This window comes from Aquisalibacillus elongatus (assembly GCF_003843875.1).
Lineage (GTDB): Bacteria > Bacillota > Bacilli > Bacillales > Alkalibacillaceae > Aquisalibacillus > Aquisalibacillus elongatus.
Genome location: NZ_RKRF01000008.1, coordinates 532,551 through 553,324, shown reverse-complemented (window position 1 = coordinate 553,324; position 20,774 = coordinate 532,551). Strand labels below are relative to the sequence as shown.

General features: G+C 41.5%; 20 protein-coding genes. All 20 read right to left on the bottom strand.

The features are described from left to right. Window positions 1-19 precede the first annotated feature (19 nt). The 20 genes from EDC24_RS07820 to bshB2 all read right to left on the bottom strand — a co-directional run bounded on the left by EDC24_RS07820 (window position 20) and on the right by bshB2 (window position 20,772). Entirely contained in the window at window positions 20-1,519 is a 1,500-nt protein-coding gene (locus tag EDC24_RS07820) for an aldehyde dehydrogenase family protein (protein ID WP_124221360.1), read from the bottom strand. Window positions 1,520-1,562: 43 nt separating this feature from the next. Next, a complete protein-coding gene (locus EDC24_RS07815; RefSeq protein WP_245998028.1) occupies window positions 1,563-3,221 on the bottom strand; it encodes a thiamine pyrophosphate-dependent enzyme in 1,659 nt (552 codons plus the stop codon). Next, entirely contained in the window at window positions 3,218-4,378 is a 1,161-nt protein-coding gene (locus tag EDC24_RS07810; protein WP_245998026.1) for an aminotransferase class I/II-fold pyridoxal phosphate-dependent enzyme, read from the bottom strand. Before EDC24_RS07810 ends, EDC24_RS07815 begins: the two co-directional genes overlap by 4 nt. Window positions 4,379-4,549: 171 nt before the next feature. Further along, window positions 4,550-4,807: an HPr family phosphocarrier protein gene (locus EDC24_RS07805; RefSeq protein WP_124221358.1), complete on the bottom strand. Its 258-nt coding sequence runs from the start codon at window positions 4,805-4,807 to the stop codon at window positions 4,550-4,552. A gap of 97 nt (window positions 4,808-4,904) precedes the next feature. Then, on the bottom strand, window positions 4,905-5,852 hold the full coding sequence (gene whiA / locus EDC24_RS07800) for a DNA-binding protein WhiA (protein ID WP_124221356.1): 948 nt from the start codon (window positions 5,850-5,852) through the stop codon (window positions 4,905-4,907). A 31-nt stretch (window positions 5,853-5,883) separates the two neighbouring features. Next, a complete protein-coding gene (locus tag EDC24_RS07795) occupies window positions 5,884-6,840 on the bottom strand; it encodes a gluconeogenesis factor YvcK family protein (protein ID WP_124221354.1) in 957 nt (318 codons plus the stop codon). Beyond that, entirely contained in the window at window positions 6,841-7,731 is an 891-nt protein-coding gene (gene rapZ, locus EDC24_RS07790) for an RNase adapter RapZ (RefSeq protein ID WP_124221352.1), read from the bottom strand. A gap of 27 nt (window positions 7,732-7,758) precedes the next feature. Next, on the bottom strand, window positions 7,759-8,232 hold the full coding sequence (locus tag EDC24_RS07785; RefSeq protein WP_124221350.1) for an NUDIX hydrolase: 474 nt from the start codon (window positions 8,230-8,232) through the stop codon (window positions 7,759-7,761). 413 nt (window positions 8,233-8,645) lie between these two features. Then, window positions 8,646-9,596 (bottom strand): thioredoxin-disulfide reductase, encoded by a 951-nt coding sequence (trxB, locus tag EDC24_RS07780; RefSeq protein ID WP_124221348.1) that lies wholly within the window; start codon window positions 9,594-9,596, stop codon window positions 8,646-8,648. 76 nt (window positions 9,597-9,672) lie between these two features. Beyond that, a complete protein-coding gene (locus EDC24_RS07775; RefSeq protein WP_124221346.1) occupies window positions 9,673-10,653 on the bottom strand; it encodes a tetratricopeptide repeat protein in 981 nt (326 codons plus the stop codon). A gap of 105 nt (window positions 10,654-10,758) precedes the next feature. After that, window positions 10,759-12,411, bottom strand: a complete 1,653-nt coding sequence (locus tag EDC24_RS07770) for a glycerol-3-phosphate dehydrogenase/oxidase (RefSeq protein ID WP_124221344.1) — start codon at window positions 12,409-12,411, stop codon at window positions 10,759-10,761. A gap of 15 nt (window positions 12,412-12,426) precedes the next feature. After that, complete coding sequence (gene glpK / locus EDC24_RS07765) at window positions 12,427-13,920, bottom strand: glycerol kinase GlpK (RefSeq protein ID WP_124221342.1); 1,494 nt, start codon at window positions 13,918-13,920, stop codon at window positions 12,427-12,429. A 202-nt stretch (window positions 13,921-14,122) separates the two neighbouring features. Further along, window positions 14,123-14,641, bottom strand: a complete 519-nt coding sequence (locus EDC24_RS07760; protein ID WP_124221340.1) for an acyltransferase — start codon at window positions 14,639-14,641, stop codon at window positions 14,123-14,125. Window positions 14,642-14,646: 5 nt separating this feature from the next. Then, entirely contained in the window at window positions 14,647-15,285 is a 639-nt protein-coding gene (gene ppaX, locus EDC24_RS07755; RefSeq protein ID WP_124221338.1) for a pyrophosphatase PpaX, read from the bottom strand. Then, a complete protein-coding gene (locus EDC24_RS07750) occupies window positions 15,260-16,234 on the bottom strand; it encodes a nucleoside recognition domain-containing protein (RefSeq protein ID WP_124221336.1) in 975 nt (324 codons plus the stop codon). Before EDC24_RS07750 ends, ppaX begins: the two co-directional genes overlap by 26 nt. Before the next feature lie 26 nt (window positions 16,235-16,260). Beyond that, window positions 16,261-17,121 carry a prolipoprotein diacylglyceryl transferase gene (gene lgt / locus EDC24_RS07745; protein WP_124221334.1) on the bottom strand — a complete coding sequence of 287 codons (861 nt, stop codon included), beginning with the start codon at window positions 17,119-17,121 and terminating at the stop codon, window positions 16,261-16,263. Window positions 17,122-17,149: 28 nt separating this feature from the next. Continuing rightward, a complete protein-coding gene (gene hprK, locus EDC24_RS07740; RefSeq protein WP_124221332.1) occupies window positions 17,150-18,073 on the bottom strand; it encodes an HPr(Ser) kinase/phosphatase in 924 nt (307 codons plus the stop codon). A gap of 464 nt (window positions 18,074-18,537) precedes the next feature. Beyond that, entirely contained in the window at window positions 18,538-18,894 is a 357-nt protein-coding gene (locus tag EDC24_RS07735; protein WP_124221330.1) for a phage holin family protein, read from the bottom strand. A gap of 12 nt (window positions 18,895-18,906) precedes the next feature. Continuing rightward, window positions 18,907-19,980 carry a DUF4097 family beta strand repeat-containing protein gene (locus EDC24_RS07730; protein ID WP_170158509.1) on the bottom strand — a complete coding sequence of 358 codons (1,074 nt, stop codon included), beginning with the start codon at window positions 19,978-19,980 and terminating at the stop codon, window positions 18,907-18,909. A gap of 90 nt (window positions 19,981-20,070) precedes the next feature. Next, window positions 20,071-20,772: a bacillithiol biosynthesis deacetylase BshB2 gene (gene bshB2, locus EDC24_RS07725; protein WP_124221327.1), complete on the bottom strand. Its 702-nt coding sequence runs from the start codon at window positions 20,770-20,772 to the stop codon at window positions 20,071-20,073. Window positions 20,773-20,774 lie beyond the last annotated feature (2 nt).

Below are 20,774 nucleotides of genomic sequence, written 5' to 3'. Positions count from 1 at the left end.
ATTGAAACTCCCCCTTCTTCTATTCCACATCGATTTGTGCACGTTGTAATTTACCACTGAAATCAACGTAAACAGCTTTCCACTCCGTAAATACATCTAACGCCGCCTGACCGGAATCACGGTGGCCGTTACCAGTTCCTTTCGTGCCACCAAACGGCAGGTGAATTTCTGCACCCGTCGTCCCCGCGTTAACGTATACAATACCGGTATCAAGGTCACGCTGTGCTTGAAAAACTTTATTAATATCCTGTGTAAAAATGGAGCTTGATAAGCCATACGCAACGTCATTATTAACTTCAATGGCTTCATCTAAATTTTTCACTGGAATAATCGATAAAACTGGGCCAAAAATCTCTTCTCTTGCGATTCGCATATCCGGTAGGACGTCCGTAAACAATGTCGGGACAAAATAATAGCCTTTATCATAATCTCCGCCTTCAAGCGTATACCCGCCAGCTAGCAACTTCGCACCTTCATTCTTACCCACTTCCATGTATGACTCGATTTTCTTAAGACCGTCCTCATTAATAATCGGTCCCATTTTATTCTTTTCATCCAGGCCATCACCGATTGTGATGTTCTCCATTTCGGCTAATAAGCGTTCTTCTAAACGCTCTTTCATATCCTCATGCACAATAACACGACTACATGCTGTACAACGCTGACCGCTTGTGCCATACGCACTCCACACAATACCTTGCACAGCTAAATCCAAGTCCGCATCATCCATTACAATAACGGCGTTTTTTCCGCCCATCTCAAGCGAAACTTTCTTTAGTAACTGACCGCACTTTCCAGCAATCATGCGGCCTGTATCATTGGACCCTGTAAACGAAATGACTCGAATGTTGGGATGTTCAACCATGGCATCCCCCACTTGCGATCCTTTTCCAAAAACAACATTAACGACACCTTTGGGCAGTCCCGCTTCTTCAAAAATTTTCGCCATCTCATAAGCCATCATCGGCGTTTCCGTTGCCGGCTTCCAAATCACCGCATTGCCCGCCACAATCGCCGGGAACGACTTCCACGTCGCAATGGCAATCGGGAAGTTCCAAGGCGTAATAATGCCGACAACTCCAACAGGTGCACGCTGACTCATCGCAAATTTATCTTTTAACTCGGCAGGTGTGGTGTGACCGAATAAACGTCTACCTTCTCCTGCCATATAAAACGCCATATCAATTCCTTCTTGCACTTCACCACGCGCCTCTTCTATCACCTTGCCATTTTCCATCGTTAAAATTTGAGACAGATGCTCCTTGTGTTCTTTCATGATGGCTCCAATGCGAAATAACACTTCGGCTCGCTGTGGCGCTGGTTCTAGAGCCCATTCTTTTTGAGCGACTTTTGCTGCTTCAACAGCCTGATCGACATCCTCCTTCGTTGATAAAGGGACATCGATTAAATGTTCACCATTGGCTGGATTCACCACCGACGCATAATCACCATCGTGATTCACCCATTCTCCGTTAATGTAATTAGACAACTTCTGTTCCGTGACTAATGCTTGTGACATGTTTAAAACCCTCCATTTATAAAAATTTAATGAGGTTAAACCCTCATGACTGACGCAAGTCTTCAATCGTCGATGTTACAGATATTTGTTCGGGATCTGTTAAAACTTCAATTACTGTTGGCCTTTTTTGATCTAACGCTTTACTTAAAGCGTGTTCGAAGTTTGATATATCTTGAACTTGGAAGCCTAACGCTCCCATACTTTCTGCAAGGTTTGCAAAATGAACGTGACCTAAATCAGTTCCAACGACACGCTTCGGGTAGTGTTTTTCCTGGTGCATACGAATCGTGCCGTACATTTGATTATTAAACACGATACTGATGATTGGAATGTCGTTACGCACGGCCGTTTCAACTTCTTGCATCGTCATCATAAAGCCCCCGTCTCCTGCAAGGGCTACAACGGTCCGGTCGGGGTTTGCCACTTTTGCACCAATTGCTGCCGGGACACCGTACCCCATGGCACCTGACGTTGGACCGACATACGTATTCGGTCGTTTAAATTGATAATATTGATGGAGCCAACCGGCAAAGTTCCCTGCATCGTTAGTTAAGATTGCATCTTCAGGTAATACATCTTGCAACAATTCAATGATATGCCGATTAATCGGATCTGATGACTGAACCGGTTGATAGGCTGATACTTCATAAGTCTGACGTCGCTCTTTTCGCCATTCAGACCACGTGGGCTCAAATGACATAACCAGGAGTTCATCCAAAGCCGCCCCTGCATCCGCTTGCAGACTAACTTTTGGCACATAACCTTTCGCCATACTTTCTTCAGAAATATCGATATGAATTAAGGTCTGTTCATCTGAAATTAGCGAGTAACTCTGCGTCGTAATCTCAGACAAACGCGTGCCTATTGCAATGATCGTATCTGCTTTTTTAATAGTGTCTTGAATGTGTTTCGGATTTCCAAGTCCTAAATGACCAACAAAATTGGGATGCTCATGATTCATGACATCATGACGGCGAAATGCCGATACTATTGGTAGATCAAAACGCTCAACAAATGCTTCTAGACGCTGTTCGGTCTGCGAGTGTTTAATGCCACCGCCAGCAATCACCACTGGTTGGTTCGCTTGTTTTAGGTATTGTTCAATCTGCTTAAGCTTGTCGTGGCACGGAGTAAATTTTTCTCGTTCAACGCATGGCAACTTCGGTACCTCGGAAACATCTCGCAAAACATCTTCAGGGAATGACAACACAACCGGCCCAGGCCTGCCTGACACAGCCTTCTTATAAGCCCGGTAAATGATTTCCGGGATTCTTTTCGCATCACGGACTTCGCAAGCCCATTTAGAAATTGGATTAAAATATTTCTCTAAATCAACTTCTTGAAACCCTTCTCGACCAAGAAAAGAACTATGCACTTGTCCTAGTAGCACGATTAAAGGCGTTGAATCCTGCATCGCCGTATGAACGCCAATTGAAAGATTGGATGCCCCGACGCCCCTTGTTGCTAACACGACGCCAGGTTGATTGGACGCCTTCGCATATCCTTCCGCCATAAATGATGCTCCGCCTTCATGTCGATTTGAGATAAACGTCATTTCGGGCTCACCATAAATGGCATTTAAAATAGGCAAAAAACTCTCGCCCGGTACACCGAACATTTTTGTTACGCCAAGCTGTTTCAGACAACTGACGACAGCGTCACCACCAGTTTCGTTTTTCTCAACTTGCACACCTTTCGTCACATGATCCCTCCCATCCGATTCAGAGCTTCAGTTAATTGTTCTTCAGAAACTGATAATGATAATCGGAAATAATCTTTCCCTAGTGAACCGAAGGCTGAGCCCGGCGTTACGATTACACCGGCTTTCTCAAGTAGCAAGTTGGCGAATTCCATTGATGTGAAACCTTTTGGAACTTCAGCCCAGAGAAAAAAGGTTCCCTTCGGACGATTAGCTCTGACACCTAGTTTTTCTAATCCATCCATCGCAAGGTTCAAACGTTTTTCGTAAAGGTTATTATTGTCTTTCACGGTCGATAAATCGCTTCTAAGTGCTTCTGCTGCCGCCTTTTGAATCGGCAAAAATTGCCCAGTGTCTATATTGCTTTTTAAGGTTGCTAGAGCTTTGATTAACTCTGGATTGCCCACGACATAACCGATACGCCACCCGGTCATATTAAAACTTTTAGACAATGAGCCGAATTCAACAGCGTGTTCTTTAGCCCCATGGACTTGCATGATGCTAGGGGCTTTATAATCACCAAATGTCACGAGCTGATACGCCGCATCGTGAGCGATGATGATCTCATGTTCTTTCGCGATTGTAACCGCTTCCATTAATGTGTTTAACTCAACTGTTCCTGCGGTAGGATTGTTGGGATAGTTCAGTAGCATCAACTTCGATTGTGCTAGGTCAGTTTGAGAGACTGATTGAAAGTTAGGTTTGAAATTTTGTGTAGAATCGAGTGGTAAATAGGCTGGCGTTCCACCTGCTAAGTGGATCGCAGACTGATAGACTGGATAACCTGGGTTGGGAACTAATACCGTGTCGTTTGTGTCGATGACGGCTGACATAAAATTTGCTATGCCTTCTTTAGAACCGATCAGTGCGAGAATTTCTGTAGCTGGATCAAGCTGTACGTTATAGTGCACTTCATAAAATTCCGCGACGGCTTCTTTGAAGTCTGAACAGCCTTGATAAGGTGAGTAGCGATGATTCTCTGGCTTGTTTGCCTCTTGAATCATTTTTTGAATAATAAATGAAGGTGTTGGTAGATCGGGTGCTCCAATTCCTAAATCAATTATATCGAATCCGTTTTGTTCTAACTCTTTTTTTCGAGCTTGAAATTGAGAAAACACATAAGGCGGAAGCGTTTCAACTCGCTTCGCATATTTTGGCAACACCTTACCTCCCATCATTTCAATAATTGAAATGGTATTTCAATTTTGTGTTACTTTGATTATAAATGAGGTGTGAAATTTTTACAATACTTAGAATTATCAAAAATATCGACAAAGAAACAGAAAAACCTCACCCTATTCGGATGAGGTTTTAATGAGTGTTCATCTGCCTTATTTTTCTTGTTCTATAAATGTCATTAATGAATCCAAAGCCTGTTGTTCATCAGGGCCTTCAGCTTGTAACGTGATTGTCTCATTTGAGCCAATCGCTAAGCTCATGACTCCCATAATACTTTTCGCATTCACTCGTTTTCCGTCTTTTTCTAGAAATACATCTGACGAATAGCGGTTTGCTTCCTGTACAAACTTGGCAGCTGGCCTTGCTTGCAAGCCAGTTTCTAATTGGACTGATAATTCCTTTTCAACCAAATTCAGCTACCCCTCTCTCTGATATAATATTAAAGCGCTTCATCGAAATTTTCATTCATTATAGCATGAAAAATTGGAAATAAAAAGTTTTATTGCATCACTTTTCTAATAATTCTCCTCGGCGGAGTTTTTCAGCGTATTCATCGATTTTTTTCAAGCGATGATTAATGCCAGATTTACTGATCTTTCCGTTTTGCGAGAGTTCTCCGAGTTCTTTTAGGGTCACGTCTTGATGCTGAACGCGGAGTTCGGCAACTTCGCGGAGTTTTTCCGGAAGTGCATCTAAACCTACCGTTTGTTCAATATACTTAATATTTTCGACTTGTCTAAACGCCGCTCCAATCGTTTTATTTAGATTGGCGGTCTCACAGTTAACTAATCGGTTGACTGAGTTACGCATATCTCGCATGATGCGAACGTCCTCGAATTTCAATAGCGCCTGGTGCGCCCCGATTAAAATGAGAAACTCGGTGATTTTTTCAGCCTCTTTAATATAGCATATATAACCGGTTTTACGCTCTAGTTTTTTAGCATTTAAATCAAAATAATTAAGCAAGTTACATACCGATTCATTGTGCTCTTCGTAAAACGAAAAAATTTCTAAATGGTAAGAAGACGTCTCCGGGTTATTAACCGAACCACCAGCTAAAAAGGCACCTCGTAAATAAGACTTCTTACAACATTCATTTTCAATAAAACGTTCAGAAACTCTACGCTTAATGGCAAACGTTTCTTCTAAAATTTCAAGTTCTGTTAATAAATTTTTAACGTTTTCGTACATACGCACGATGTAAATATTATTCTTTTTGAGGCGCATTTTTTTACGAACAAGTAGTTCTAACGGAACATCATATAAACCCTTAATTAATGAATAAATCCGTCTTGCTATAGCGGCATTTTCCGTTTGGATATCTAAAATGTACTGGCGATTGGAAAATGATAATGAACCATTCATTCTAATGAGTGCTGCCAGTTCCGCACGTTTACAGCAGTCATCAATCTCGATGCCGGTTAATTCTTTTTTCGTATCAGATGCGAATGACATGGCGTTTCCCTTCTTTCTACTTATACATCCATTATAACAAGTTATAAAGGAGTTTCGCGATTTTTTGCTCATCATGCTTTAACGTGCCATCTGTATGAAGGCTAGCGATATCGTCTTTTAAGACGTGAACGCCTAAACCTTCAAGGCGCTCTTCGTCACACAAGACTGGCTCTGCCATCTCTTTAGCATAGCCTTCTTTAATCGTCGATTCAATCATTTCACCGTGTATTACGATGTTATCGATAAAACGTTCACCGACGTGTTGATGTAGCGCCTCAATATGATCTGAAGCCTTATAACCGTTCGTTTCACCGTGTTGGGTCATAATATTACATATATAATATTTCTTGGCATCTGCTTCACGTAACGCCTGTTTAATCTCAGGAGCAATAAGATTCGGAATAATACTCGTATACAAGCTGCCAGGAGCTACGACAACCATTTCAGCTCGTTGAATAGCCTGAACGGCTTCAGGCAACGGTTCAATTTTAGGCGGGTCGTAAAAGACGCGTTTAATTTTCTTCCCGACCTTTGGAATGTTTGATTCACCGCGGACGACGCTTCCGTCTTCAAACTCCGCTTTTAAATACATATTCTCATTCGCAATCGGATATATACGGCCTTTGACATTAAACACACGCGAGATCTCTTTGATCCCCTTATAAAAATCACCTGTAATCGATGTCATTCCCGCTAAAATTAAATTCCCTAGCGAGTGCCCTGATATTCCATTTCCATTTTCAAAGCGATGCTGAAATAATTCTAATAAGGTCGGCTCAACATCAGACATAGAGGCGATGACTTTTCGAATATCTCCAGGCGCTGGAATCGATAAGTCCTCTCGAAGCCTTCCTGTACTGCCGCCATCATCTGAAACCGTCACAATGGCAGATAAATTGATCGGAAATTTTCGAAGGCCCCTTAATAAAACAGGCAGCCCCGTTCCTCCCCCGATGACGACCACCTTTGGTCCATGTACATTCGTCATTTATTTCTTATTCCCCTTTTTCTTATCTATATCTCTATGATAAACATGAGCGTTATATTGTGCGTTAATAATTTCACCAATTTTCTCAGCAATTGCAACAGAGCGGTGCTGACCACCTGTACAGCCGACTGCTATGACAAGTTGACTTTTGCCTTCGCGTACGTAATGCGGCAACATGAACTGAAGCAGATCTTGCAATTTGCGCACAAATTGGCGCGTTTCTTTCCATTTGAACACATACGCGTTGACTTCTTGATTTAACCCAGTTAAGTCACGCATTGACTCAACGTAGTGTGGATTCGGTAAAAACCGGACGTCAAACATTAAATCCGCATCAATTGGAACCCCATGCTTAAAACCAAATGATACCACTTGAACAGAGAAAATTTGCTGTTCTTCCTCTGTGTAGTGTTTAATAATTTTTTCCCTTAGCTGACGGGCTGAGCGTCCTGTTGTATCAATAATGCGTTGAGCGCGCCCTTTTAACTCATCTAAAATTTGACGTTCTTGCTCTATTCCATCGAGCGGCAATCCGTCAGATGCTAAAGGATGCGAGCGTCTGGACTCTTTATAACGCTGCACGAGCGATTCGTTATCGGCGTCTAAGAAAAGGATATGTTCTTGAATCCAACTTTCGGCACTGAGTTGATCGAGCGTTTCATATAAACTATCGAAAAACTCGCGTCCTCTTAGGTCCATCACCACAGCGAGTTTTTTATTTTCTTCCGGGTTTTCTTTCATCAGCTCTAAAAATTTCGGTAATAACGTAGGCGGTAAATTATCTACGCAAAAATACCCCATATCTTCAAAGCTCTGAATCGCAATCGTTTTCCCCGCACCCGACATGCCTGTAATGATGACTAACTCAACCACTTTGTTTTGCTCTTGCATGAGATCCCCTCTTTATTTTGTAAGATTTTACTCTTCTTCTGCTACTAGTTCTGAAGGTCCGTCAATGAATTCTTTTTGTAGTATATAGTCCTGTGTATAATAAAACGTCCCTGTTAAAACATATTCAGGATCGCTGATAGCATGCTTAATGATTCGTCTGTCACCCTCAGCCATTGGAAGGTCTAACACTTTGTCAAATGGCACCCATTCAAGTTCTCCCTCTGGAGTTTCCTCCAAAAGCTGACCGGTAGATGCTTGTGCCACAAAAGTAAACAGCATCCATTCTTGTTCGTCTTCAATCACAAATGTGAAGGCGCTTGACAGTTTTGCATCGGTTAAAAGTAGTCCTGTTTCCTCTTCGAACTCACGAAGAACAGACTGCTTAATACTTTCACCTGGCTCCATTTTACCGCCAGGTGTTCCGTACCAACCGCGTTTCGGTTTTTTGAGCATCAACACATGATTATTTTTTATATAAACAGCATTCGTCACACGTTGCATCGTGTTTCACTCCTCCACTTCCTATTATACATCTTAAAGGGGGTGTATAACAGTATCTAAATCTTTTGAGAGTAAAGCTTTTGTGTTTGAGAGTATTCCTATCGTGTTTGAGAGTAAACCCCTTGCGTTCGAGAGTATTTTCCTCGTGTTCAAGAGTAAACCCCTTGTGTTCGAGAGTATTTTCCTCGTGTTCAAGAGTAAACCCCTTGTGTTCGAGAGTATTTTCCTCGTGTTCAAGAGTAAACCTTATAGTACACTCTACCGCTGTTTTTTGAAACCAAAAAAAACACAGGTAGAAGAAAGCTACCTGTGTTAACTAAATCTATAGTTAATAAAGGGGGTCAATTAATTACCCCTATTGTAACGTATCAATGTTTCAAGCGTGTTACAGCGCAGTTAAGATGCAATTACTTTTACTGTTGGACTTTTAATTCTTCCATTAAATTCTCGATATAATGCTGTGCTGACTGGGCTGCAATACTGCCATCGCCGGTTGCTGTAACGATCTGACGTAGTTCTTTATCACGGATATCGCCGGCTGCGAAAATACCAGGAATGTTCGTTGCCATGTTTTCATTAGTTTCCACATAACCTTCATCATTCGTAATGCCAAGATCCGTAAATGCTTGGTTTAGAGGAATCATCCCTATATAAATAAACACACCCTCAATTTCTTCCTCATACGTTTCATCCGTTTCGTTATTGTAAAGCACGGCGCTTCCGACTTTACCGTCTTTTTCTTTAATTTCTTTCATTTCAGTGTTCCATTTGAAATCAATTTTCTCATTGTCAAATGCGCGTTGTTGAAGAATTTTTTGCGCGCGTAATTCATCACGACGGTGAATGATCGTTACTTTATTAGCAAAGCGTGTTAAATAAACACCTTCTTCAACCGCGGAGTCACCACCGCCTACGACAAATAAGCTTTTATCACGGAAAAATGCACCATCACAAACTGCACAGTAGGATACACCACGGCCACCATATTCTTCTTCACCCGGAATGCCAAGTTTTTTATACTCAGCACCCGTCGCTAAAATGATCGCACGTGTCTTAAATTCCTTATTCCCTGCTTTAACCGTTTTATATTCTTTTCCGTCAATAATTTCTTTTATATCGCCAAACCCGTATTCCGCTCCGAATTTTTGTGCGTGTTCAAACATTTTATTTGATAAATCAGGCCCTAAAATATGATTGTAGCCTGGATAGTTTTCAACGTCTTCTGTGTTAACCATTTGCCCGCCTGGTACACCACGCTCTAACATTAACGTATCTAAGTCGGCACGCGATGTGTAAACCGCTGCTGTTAAGCCTGCAGGGCCAGCGCCAGCAATAATAACATCATAAATTCGTTCTTCCATCAAACTCACTCCTTTTCGCTCGTCTTTCTATATCATATTAAAAACCAATAAGAGCGACAAATTTTTTGCTTATGACTATTTAAAACGTAAACGACTCTAACGCCGGATGCTTGTTCAACCCTTTTTTCCAAATCTTTTCACCAAATTGTGTTTTTCCGTTCTCAAATAAAACTTTTGAATACCAATAAAAATAGCTCATATAATTCGCCACTTGCATCGAGTCAACGCGCTTAAACCGCCTAAATGCTTGGTTATATTCACCAACTCGAGCTAATGTTACCGCTAGTTTTAACTTTTGCTGTTCCAAAGTCGGATATACGTTATTGAGCGTTGGTAACAATTCCATGAACGCTTGTTTTTTACCAATTTTGTAATAAAAATAAACTAAATTCATGCGGCTGTATAAGTTAGTCTCGTCTTGCTCAAACCAAGCTTCTTCTAAAGCGATCGCTTCATCGCAATCTCCCTTTTGAAATAAAGCGAAGGCATACTCATGCTTCGATGATGTATATTCAGGATAAAATGTCATCATCTCTTCTAATATCTCGAGGGCTTCATCCCATTTTTCGTGTTCTAAATAGTAAAAGGCCGTTTCTTGATAAATGATGATCTCATCCAGCTCTTCTAATTCAAAATCATCTTCAATGTTCTCTTCCTTAGAAAGATAGTCTAACATCTCGACTAACTGGTTAACCTCTTCTTTAAAGTCGCCATCTTGACTATGTTCCAAGTACTTATGAGCATATTTTTGTGCTTCATAAAAAAGACCTAAATGCGCATAGTTGTTAGCAAGTAGGTAGTAACAGTCAGGGTAGTCTTTCCCATGAACATCCACAACGCGCTGAAGCCAGTCATTGGCTTTCTGATACTGACCAATTTCGGTATATAAAACCGAGATTTGCGATAAATACAATGGATTGTCTGGCTTATATTCAAGAGATTTTAAGAACCACTTTTCTGCTTTGTCGAAGCGCTTTTCTTTGAAAGCCTTAATGCCATAAGAAAAGTAGAAATCTCCATCATTTCGGTAATTTAAAATATTGGTATCAGTTGTTTGCATAAAGGCCTCCCGACTAAATCATTCTAAGTGCAAGTATAGCACAGATGTAAAATTTCATCACTTTCTGTAGAAAATTCTGTAAAAGACATAAAAATTCCCGCAGATTCAACTCTGCGGGAATGGTTCTTGTGCTTGCTTAATCGCAATCTCGAGTTCCTCTTGATATTGAGTTAATTCATGTTCCGACCAGCTAAGGTACTCACTCATCCAATCAATTACTTGTTCCTTATGTTCTTGTACCCACTGGATGTTGAAAAATAGCGCACCAGTTCTTCGGGTAAAAAAGTCAACCGGCTTATAAACTAACTCGTGCTCTAAACTATAGGTCAATTCCGCATAAACATCACGTGCAAGTGCCAAATCCTCTGGAGCATTGGTGTAGTATTCGATTAGCTTATGAACATTTCCGCCGTATCGCTTGATCCAAGGACGGATCACATCGTCTGGCACCCCTTGATCAATGGCTTCTTTATATGCGATCGCTCCAAATGTCAGCAATCCATCTGCCCCACCAACATCGCCACCGCTTATCGGCATGTCTTTCGTTTGTGATTTTGGATAGCGTTTGTATCTTTCTTCTTTAAAATCCTTAACGACTCGGTCAACGATCTCTTCTGCCATTATACGGTAGCCCGTTAGCTTTCCGCCTGCGATTGACATTAACCCTGAATCCGATACAAATACTTCATCTTTTCTGGAGATCTCTGAAGGGTCTTTTCCTTCCTCATGAATGAGCGGTCGTATGCCTGACCACGTCGATTCAATATCATCCTCTGATATCTCCACTTCTGGAAAAATCCAATGAATAGCCTCTAGTAAATACTGTCGATCGTCACTGGACGTTGTCGGGTTGGCTAAGTCAGATTCGAAAGGTGTGTCTGTTGTGCCAACATAAGTTTTATCATCACGCGGAATCGCAAACACCATACGCCCATCCGGTGTGTCAAAATAGACCGCCTGATTAAGCGGGAATTTAGACTGATCAAAAACTAGATGAACACCCTTTGTATGATACAGGTGTTTTTCCTTCTTGAAATGGTCCATTGAACGAATCTCATCCACCCAAGGGCCAGTAGCGTTGATCACCTTGTCACCATGGATTTGGTGCGTCTCACCGTTTGTCGTATCAAGTGCTTGAACACCAACCACACGCCCGTCACGGTAAAGCAACTGGTTCACTTTCATGTAATTAAAGGCATAGGCACCTTCTTCAATCGCCTTTTTTAACACTTCGAGTGTCAACCTCGCATCATCCGTTTTGTACTCGACGTAATAACCACTTCCTTGAAGCCCTTCGCGTTTTAAAAGGGGCTCTCTTTTAAGGGTTTCCTCTACTGATAACATTTGACGTCGCTCTTTTCGTTTGACCCCTGCTAAAAAGTCATAAACACGGAGACCCACGTTCGTTGATAGCGGCCCGAACGTACCATTTTTATAAAAAGGCAGCATCATGCGCTCTGGCGTTGTCACATGCGGACCGTTTTCATAAACAATCTCACGCTCTTTTCCGACTTCTGCGACCATTTTTACTTCGAAGTTTTTTAAATAACGAAGCCCGCCGTGGACTAACTTCGTCGAGCGGCTTGACGTTCCAGCAGCGAAATCTTGCATCTCTAGTAACAAAACACTTAAGCCACGCGTGATTGCATCTAAGGCAATACCAGCACCTGTGATGCCTCCACCAATTACGATGATGTCGAATTCGTTTTTTAAAATTTGCTTATTTTCATGTCGGGATTTGTTCGATAAAAAATCCAAATCATTGCACCCTTTCTAAGATGTGAATGCTTGCGTTGCTTTAACGGCCCTTTTCCATCCGTCATATTTTTCCTGGCGCACTTCTTCACTCATCTCTGGTTCAAACGTTCGATCTCGTTTCCATTGGTTCGCAATTTCTTCTTTGTTTTCCCAATAACCAACGGCAATACCTGCTAAATAAGCCGCGCCAAGTGCCGTCGTTTCGTTTACAACGGAACGTTCAACCTCAGTATTTAGAATATCACTTTGAAACTGCATTAGAAAATCATTTTGAACAGCGCCACCGTCAACACGGAGTTTTTTCACTTTCAAATCAGCATCTTCAATCATCGCATTGACGACGTCTTTTGTCTGATACGCAAGCGACTCTAACGTCGCGCGAATGAAATGTTCTTTTTCCGTACCGCGGGTAAGGCCAAAGACAGCGCCACGCGCTTGACTATCCCAATACGGCGTGCCAAGCCCAACAAAAGCTGGTACGACATACACACCATCCGTTGAATCGACCCTCTTAGCATAGATTTCGCTATCGGATGCGGATTTAAACATTCGAAGGCCATCACGAAGCCACTGAATAGCTGACCCAGCTACAAAAATACTACCTTCTAAAGCATAATGGATTTCACCGTCAATGCCCCAAGCTAACGTCGTTAAAAGCCCATGATCAGATTTAACGGCCTCCTGCCCAGTATTCATTAACATAAAGCAACCTGTGCCATATGTATTTTTGGCCATACCTTCTTCAAAACACGCCTGACCGAACAGCGCCGCCTGCTGATCGCCACACGCACCAGCAATCGGGACCTCATATCCTTGAAATTGATAACTTGCCGTATGGCCGTAAATTTCAGATGACGGGCGAACGTCAGGAAGCATGTTTTTATGAACACCTAAAATGTCCAGCAATTCTTCATCCCACTTTAACTCATGTATATTGTACATAAGCGTTCTAGAGGCATTTGAATAATCAGTGACATGCACCTCGCCACCCGTTAATTTATAAATCAACCATGTATCAATTGTTCCAAACATTAACTCACCGCGCGCTGCTTGATCTTTCGCACCATCAACATGGTCTAGAATCCATTTTACTTTTGTCCCTGAAAAATAAGGATCTAATAAAAGTCCGGTTTTATCACGGAATGTTTGCTCTAAGCCTTGTTCCTTTAAGTCATGACAAATATCCTCTGTCTGACGCGATTGCCAAACGACCGCTTTATGAATCGGACGGCCAGTCTCACGTTCCCACACAACCGTCGTCTCACGCTGATTCGTAATCCCGATCCCTGCAATTTGCCCAGGACCAATATCTGCTTTTCGCATCACTTCAGTTATACAATGCTGGGTCGAAGTCCAAATCTCATTCGCATCATGCTCAACCCAGCCTGGTTTAGGAAAATACTGTTCAAATTCCTGCTGAGCAACTTTTACGATTTGACCTTCTTGATTAAATAAAATCGCACGAGAACTCGTCGTCCCCTGATCTAGTGATAAAATGAACTGTTCCACACCGATTCCTCCTCTACTTTTCTTTTTCCCATTATTAAAATATTAACAAACCTATTAAGCAGTAATTTTAGTGTATTAAGCACTAAATTATCAGTATTAAGCATTAATTCAACAGTATTAAACACTAAATCATAGTATTAATTACTAATTTGGGAGTATTAAGCAGTTAGCAAAAAAGACGCATACTACTAGTACACGTCTCTTATGGTCGTTTCTCTAATTCTTTTTGCTCTAGTTGCTCCTTCGTATAAATGACGCGCATTGGATTGCCGCCGACAAACGCTCCGGCAGGCACATCCTCGTGCACAAGCGTTGCTGCGGATACAATCGCACCGTCCCCAATTGTTACCCCGGGCAAAATGGTACAGTTCGCGCCGATCATGACTTCGTCGCCAATTAGAACGTCACCCAATCGATATTCGTCGATTAAATATTCATGCGCTAAAATCGTGGTGTTATAACCTACGATCGAATTTTTTCCGATATGTATGCGCTCTGGAAACATGACATCAGGCATGACCATTAAGGCAAGCGCTGTATGCTTGCCAATCGTCATTCGTAAAAACGTTTTATATAGCCAGTTTTTCAATTTAAGTGATGGTGTGTAGCGCCCGAGTTGAATGAATACAAAATTTTTAGCGACTTTTAAAAAAGGGACCGTTTTATAAATCTGCCATAACGAGTTTTGTTCTTGGACCGCGTAACGCTCCGTCTTCCGCATGTCCCTCACTCCTCAACGATTTCTAATAGATCCGAAATATGACCTAACATGTAATCTGGGTTGAGCGATTCCATAAATGACTTTCCTTTAGCTGACCACGCTACAGCAGCCGTTTTCGTTCCAGCGTTTTGTCCAGCATGAATGTCGTGTGAGTTATCACCAATCATGATCGTTGTCTCAGGCTCGCCACCTAATGCATTCATGCCTTTTAAAACAGGTTCCGGATCAGGTTTCGCATGTTCAATGTCGTCTAAACCAATGACGACATCAAAAAATTGGTCTAATTGCGTCAATTCTAAGCCTTTCATCGCCGTTTTTCGAATTTTTGTTGTGACAATCGCCATTTTATATCCTTTGTCATGAAGCTCTTGAAGGGTCTCGAACACGCCGTCATAACTTTTGACATACAAGTCATGGTTCTCAAGATTATGCTTTCGGTACGTCTCAACCATGGCTTCAACTTCATCTGGCTTCACTTTTCCTAGTGATTCTTGTAAAGGCGGTCCGATGAATGGCAAAATCTCCTCGCGAGAATAATCTTCTTCTAAGTGTTCCTTAAGCGTATGCTTAAAGGATTCAATGATTAATTCGTTAGTATCAATTAGTGTTCCGTCTAAATCAAACAGTATCGTACGTATGCTCATGGCTTACTGCATCCTTTCTTGCGTCTTTTTCTTTATTCTTTTCAACTCGGTTCCAAATATAAGCGATGACGGCAGTTAAAATAATGGCTGTCGTTAAGCGGATTAAGAGTAATGGCCATACAGGAATCCCTAGTGGAATGAACACGAGCGTATCCTCTACGACCGCGTGACAGGTCACGAGGAAAATCAACACGAGCGTCATGTCTTTTCTTGACACACCGTCTTCTTTAACAGCTTGAATCATCAAGCCTGCTCCGTATGCTAATCCAATCGTTAACCCCGCCACTAAGGTCATCGAAGCATTTTCTTTCACACCAATCATTTTCGTAAACGGTGACATTTTCCGTGACATCCAGTCCATCCAATGGTGCTCGCGTAACCACTGCATGACAACCATGAGCGGAATGACAATCGCAGCCAATTGAACAATCGATAACACAGCTGTTTCAAGGCCTGTTAACGTAATTTCAGCCCATCCGCTTGGCTCAGGTCCTTCATTTGAAATCAGCCCGTACTGCGCCATCTCCTGACCGCCTTGCCAAAACCAATTGACAAGCATGGCTGAGAAGAGCGCGAGACCAACCCGCACAAGAATGATGATCCAAAATTTCACACCGACCTTCGCCGCAACGGCTGACTCGATAAATAAGTTGTGCGAGAATGACAGCATCAAAGCTAATATAAAAACTTCTTTTACTGTAAAGTCAAAACTCACAATAGCTCCAATGCCCGCATAAAGATTCAAGGCATTTCCCAAAACGAGTGGGACAGCCGCTTCCCCTGGCAGGCCAATCAGAGCCATTAACGGCTGGATTAAATCTATTATATATGGTAATACAGGTGTAAACTGAAGAATCGTTACGATGAGCGTAATTGGAAAAATAATTTTCCCTAACGTCCACGTTAACGACAATCCACTGTGTAATCCCCGCTTAAGTATCCCCTTCAATTCACAAACTCCTCTTCCTTATGATGTCATTTTTTCTTCTTTTTCTTGCTGTTTTTATTCGGTTTTAACGACGTTCCATCATAAAGCACGTCGTCATATCCTTTCTTACGACGATAGTATAGTAGCACAATACTACCGATAATTAATAAAATCGAAATGACTTGTGCTGTACGTAATCCAGGTACAATGTATAAACTGTCTGTTCGCATGCCTTCAATAAAGAATCGACCGAATGAGTACCACATGACGTATGATAGGAAAATCACACCGCGACGCGGATTAACTTTATAACGTAGTACGAGTAATAAAACAATTCCTAACATACTCCACAACGATTCATATAAAAACGTCGGATGGTGATAAACGCCATCGACACACATTTGATTCATAATCCAATCAGGTACATATTGTAGCACATTTTGATAAGCTGCTTCAGACACCGGACCACCATAGGCCTCCTGGTTCATAAAGTTACCCCAACGTCCTAGCATTTGACCTATCAAAATACTTGGTGCTGCAATATCGGCAACCTTCCAGAACGAGACGTTTTTCTTCTTCGCATAAATGTAAGCCACCAGCACGGATGCAATTAACGCCCCGTGAATCGCTAAGCCACCTTCACGAATGTCGATAATATCCCCAAAGGAATTATAATTCTCCCATTGGAAAATGACATAATACAATCTAGCACCAATGATTGCTGCCGGTATGGCAAACACTAATAAATCGATGAAAAAGTCTTTATGTAGGCCAAGTCGATTTCCTTCACGCTGTGCGACAATAAGGGCAATGACCGCCCCTAACATAATTAGAAAACCATACCAGTAAACTGGAAATGGGCCTAGCTCTATAAATACTCTGCTATATGGTTCCGCTTCACAATACATTGCTAATCCCCCTTATTCAATCTCACGTTTATTCAACATCATCAATGACAGAATTGAGTCGATTCGAAAACTCTTCTGCCGTATTAATTCCCATCCGTTTTAATCGGAAATTCATCGCGGCTACTTCAATAATGACCGATACGTTACGACCCGGTCTTACCGGAATCGTCGCCTTCGGAAGATCAACATCCATGATATTTAACTTATCTTCATCCAACCCTAAACGATCATATTGTTTATCCGCTTCCCAGGTCTCTAAGTGAACAACCATCGAAATACGCTTATAGTTACGGACGGCACCCGCTCCAAACAACGTCATAACATTAATAATGCCTAGACCCCGAATTTCTAATAAATGCTCAATTAAATTCGGTGGGTTCCCAATCAGCGTATCGTAATCTTCCTGACGAATTTCAACGTTATCATCAGCCACTAAACGATGCCCGCGCTTAACAAGTTCAAGAGCCGTTTCACTTTTACCAATCCCGCTTTTACCGGTGATCAACACGCCAACGCCGTACACATCGACTAGAACACCGTGCAATGCGGTTGAAGGTGCAAATTTAGTCTCAAGAAAATTCGTCAAACGACTAATGACTCGCGTCGTTTTATACGGCGAACGCATGACCGGTACCCCAGCATGATCCGCGGCTTTCACTAACGCTTGTGGTACTTCCAATCCACGCGTAATGACAATCCCTGGTGTGATATCTGTACAAAGTTGCTCCATCCGATCCTCAATCTCATCACTTTGCAGATCGTATAAAAACTGTAACTCCGTACGTCCCATCAACTGAAGACGCTCTTTTGGATAGTGCGTGAAGTACCCAGCCATCTCCATCCCAGGCCTTGATATATCACTCGTAAAAATCTCACGATGGACGCCATCTTTTCCTGCTACTAACTCTAAATCAAACCGTTCAATTAAATCCTTTACACGGACTTTAATCATCCGTCTCTCTCCTTCTATGTAAAACATTATTAATAACTATATCATAAATGAATATAGCTTATTATGAAAATAAGTTGAATTAAATTTACTGACGGATTTTTTAAGTTTACTGACAAATTAAGATTATTTACTATCGGATTTTAACTTTTTACTGACGAATAATCACCTTTTACTGACGGATTCACATACAAAAAGAGGCTGTGACAAAAGGTAAGTGAAAGTTATAAAAGACGATTATTAATTGAGGGCACTGATTTCTCAGCGTAGTCAAAAAGCGCAGACTCCAGCAGGAACAGCACGAGCTGAAAATCACGCAAAACTTACTTAGTGAGTTTTGGGAAGTTGAAGCCGTGCCTGCGGAAAGCGGAGCTTTTTGACGGAGCGGCATTAGAAAGACCGTACAATGATTTACTCATTGTACGGTCTTTATTTTACTTATAAACTTTTGTTCCAGCCTATTAATATTAATCTAACACTTCTTTTAATAGCTTTTGTAAAATCGTATTTAGAATCGTAATAATAATCGCTGCGAGGATTGCTGTGCCAAAACCTTCGATGACGAAGTCGCCAGCTAAAATCCATTGTGTCAACATAAGTGTAATGGCATTAATAACAAATAAGAAAAGTCCTAGTGTTAAAAACGTAATCGGAAGGGTAAAAATGACTAGAATAGGTTTAACAATTGCATTTAAAATCCCTAGAATAACACTTGCCAAAATCGCAGCCGTAACACCTTCGACATGCACACGGTCAAATAATTCTGCGACAGCTAAAATAGCAACGGTGTTAACGACTATTGAAATCAACCAATTTTTCAGCATAGAGATACTCCTTTAATTTAATGTATTTACTTTTATACTACCCGTTTTGGTTTCGATATCAACATCTGCGTAATTTTCATCATCTGTTGCATTGTAAAATTGGACTAACTTTTTCACCGAATGGTCATCCATTTTACTGACGACGACTTCCGGTATATTCACATCTATGCTGCCTACGCCAGTGCTGGCTGTGCCTTTTACTTTTAATCCCTTTGGTAAATATAACTGGCTTGAGCCAGTGGTCGAGCTTAAGTCCACACGCTGAACGGTCGAGTTGTGAAGGTACGTACGCAAACTACCTGTTGTGACATCAACATCTAAGTAGTCGACTTGACCATCATAATAAATCGAACCTGTCTTCGTCTCAAGCTTCACTTTAGATAAATTAGCTTCATCTAAGCGAAGTGAGCCATGCTTTGATTCTATAAAAATAGCATCGCCCTGATAATCACTTAATCGAATACTTCCATTAACTGTGCTGACACGCGCAAACTTCAAGTTAACGGAGCGACCTTTGATCGAACCGTTAATCGTTTTAATATAAGCTTGCTCGAACTCTTTTTCTGGTAAATAGATAATGTGTTCAATCGACACGTTACCTGATTTTTGATCGATGTGTAAAGTTTCATTCGTTACACCAACGGACAACACATCATCAAACTTCTCTTCAGCCCGTTCCTGATCGTCTTCTTTATGAACTTTACCGATACACTGAACGACAATCGTCGAATCATTAGAAGGTAAAAATTCAATCCGGCTATTCGTTAAATCAACGTTTAATTGATTAATCTCGTCAGCGTGAAATTCAAATTTTCGTTTCACTTGAACATGACTAAACGTAAATTCAAATGGGCCGTCTTTCACTCGCTGAATCGTATCATCAACAAAATTGAGAATACCACTTGTAAAACTCTTTAAGTCTTCCTTAAACTCTTGAAAAGCATCTTGATGTTCGTTAGATGATTCCTTCGACTTTTCCTGCTCTGCTTTTCCTTTTTCAAGTGCATTCAACAGTTTTTCCGCTTCTTCAGATGTAATATGACCTTCTTCTAACAATCTTAAAATCTTTTGACGCTCCTCACTCATGGAGGGTCCCCCTTTTTCACTCATCTTAATATTATCTTACGCAACTTTAAGATCAGTGGCATCATTCACGAGAACGGAACTTCATCCAACTCAAGTCTGATTCTTAAGGTCAACCTGATCGATATCAACTTCATAAAACGCTTCATAACGGAAACGTTCAAGTGCCGCTTCGTACTCATCATCTGACTCACTTTGGGCTAATAACTGACTTAGCATGCCTTCAGCCTGTGACCTGTGGGATTTTATCGCTTCTAATTTTTTATCAAATGAATCAATAAGGTCAATCACGACGTTCGGATCTCCTAATTTTTCACGATGATCGTTTGAAAAAGCAGTGCCCCATAACGTCGGGCGTTCATTTTCTGGCATTTGTTTAACTGCTTCAAATGCAGCTGCTCCCATTGCATTATGATCTGGGTGTACCGCATAGCCTGGATAAAATGTAATGACTAACGTTGCTCCAAGGTCTTCTATATATTGTTTAAACCGTTCTGCCAGTGCTTCACGTGGTTCAAATTCAATCGTTTTATCACGATAACCTAGCATTTCGAGATTCATATCTAGAACTTGGCACGCATCCTGCAACTCTTTTTTACGAATTTCAGGTAAGGTCTCACGGTTTGCGAAAAACGGAGTCCCCATATTACGTCCCATTTCCCCTAACGTTCCACAAAGGTACGTTACCGGGACACCTGCTTCACGGAATTTTGAAATCGTTCCTGCTGCACCAAATGACTCATCATCTGGATGCGGATAAATGATAATGACATGATTATGTTCACTAAAATTCATTG

Coding starts and splice junctions, on each gene's coding strand:
- EDC24_RS07820 (WP_124221360.1), bottom strand. CDS start 1,519: ATGTCACAAGCATTAGTCACGGAACAGAAGTTGTCTAATTACATTAAC.
- whiA (WP_124221356.1), bottom strand. CDS start 5,852: ATGTCATTCGCATCTGATACGAAAAAAGAATTAACCGGCATCGAGATT.
- EDC24_RS07795 (WP_124221354.1), bottom strand. CDS start 6,840: ATGACGAATGTACATGGACCAAAGGTGGTCGTCATCGGGGGAGGAACG.
- rapZ (WP_124221352.1), bottom strand. CDS start 7,731: ATGCAAGAGCAAAACAAAGTGGTTGAGTTAGTCATCATTACAGGCATG.
- EDC24_RS07785 (WP_124221350.1), bottom strand. CDS start 8,232: ATGCAACGTGTGACGAATGCTGTTTATATAAAAAATAATCATGTGTTG.
- EDC24_RS07775 (WP_124221346.1), bottom strand. CDS start 10,653: ATGCAAACAACTGATACCAATATTTTAAATTACCGAAATGATGGAGAT.
- EDC24_RS07760 (WP_124221340.1), bottom strand. CDS start 14,641: ATGCGGAAGACGGAGCGTTACGCGGTCCAAGAACAAAACTCGTTATGG.
- ppaX (WP_124221338.1), bottom strand. CDS start 15,285: ATGAGCATACGTACGATACTGTTTGATTTAGACGGAACACTAATTGAT.
- lgt (WP_124221334.1), bottom strand. CDS start 17,121: ATGTATTGTGAAGCGGAACCATATAGCAGAGTATTTATAGAGCTAGGC.
- hprK (WP_124221332.1), bottom strand. CDS start 18,073: ATGATTAAAGTCCGTGTAAAGGATTTAATTGAACGGTTTGATTTAGAG.
- EDC24_RS07735 (WP_124221330.1), bottom strand. CDS start 18,894: ATGCTGAAAAATTGGTTGATTTCAATAGTCGTTAACACCGTTGCTATT.
- EDC24_RS07730 (WP_170158509.1), bottom strand. CDS start 19,980: ATGAGTGAGGAGCGTCAAAAGATTTTAAGATTGTTAGAAGAAGGTCAT.
- bshB2 (WP_124221327.1), bottom strand. CDS start 20,772: ATGAATTTTAGTGAACATAATCATGTCATTATCATTTATCCGCATCCA.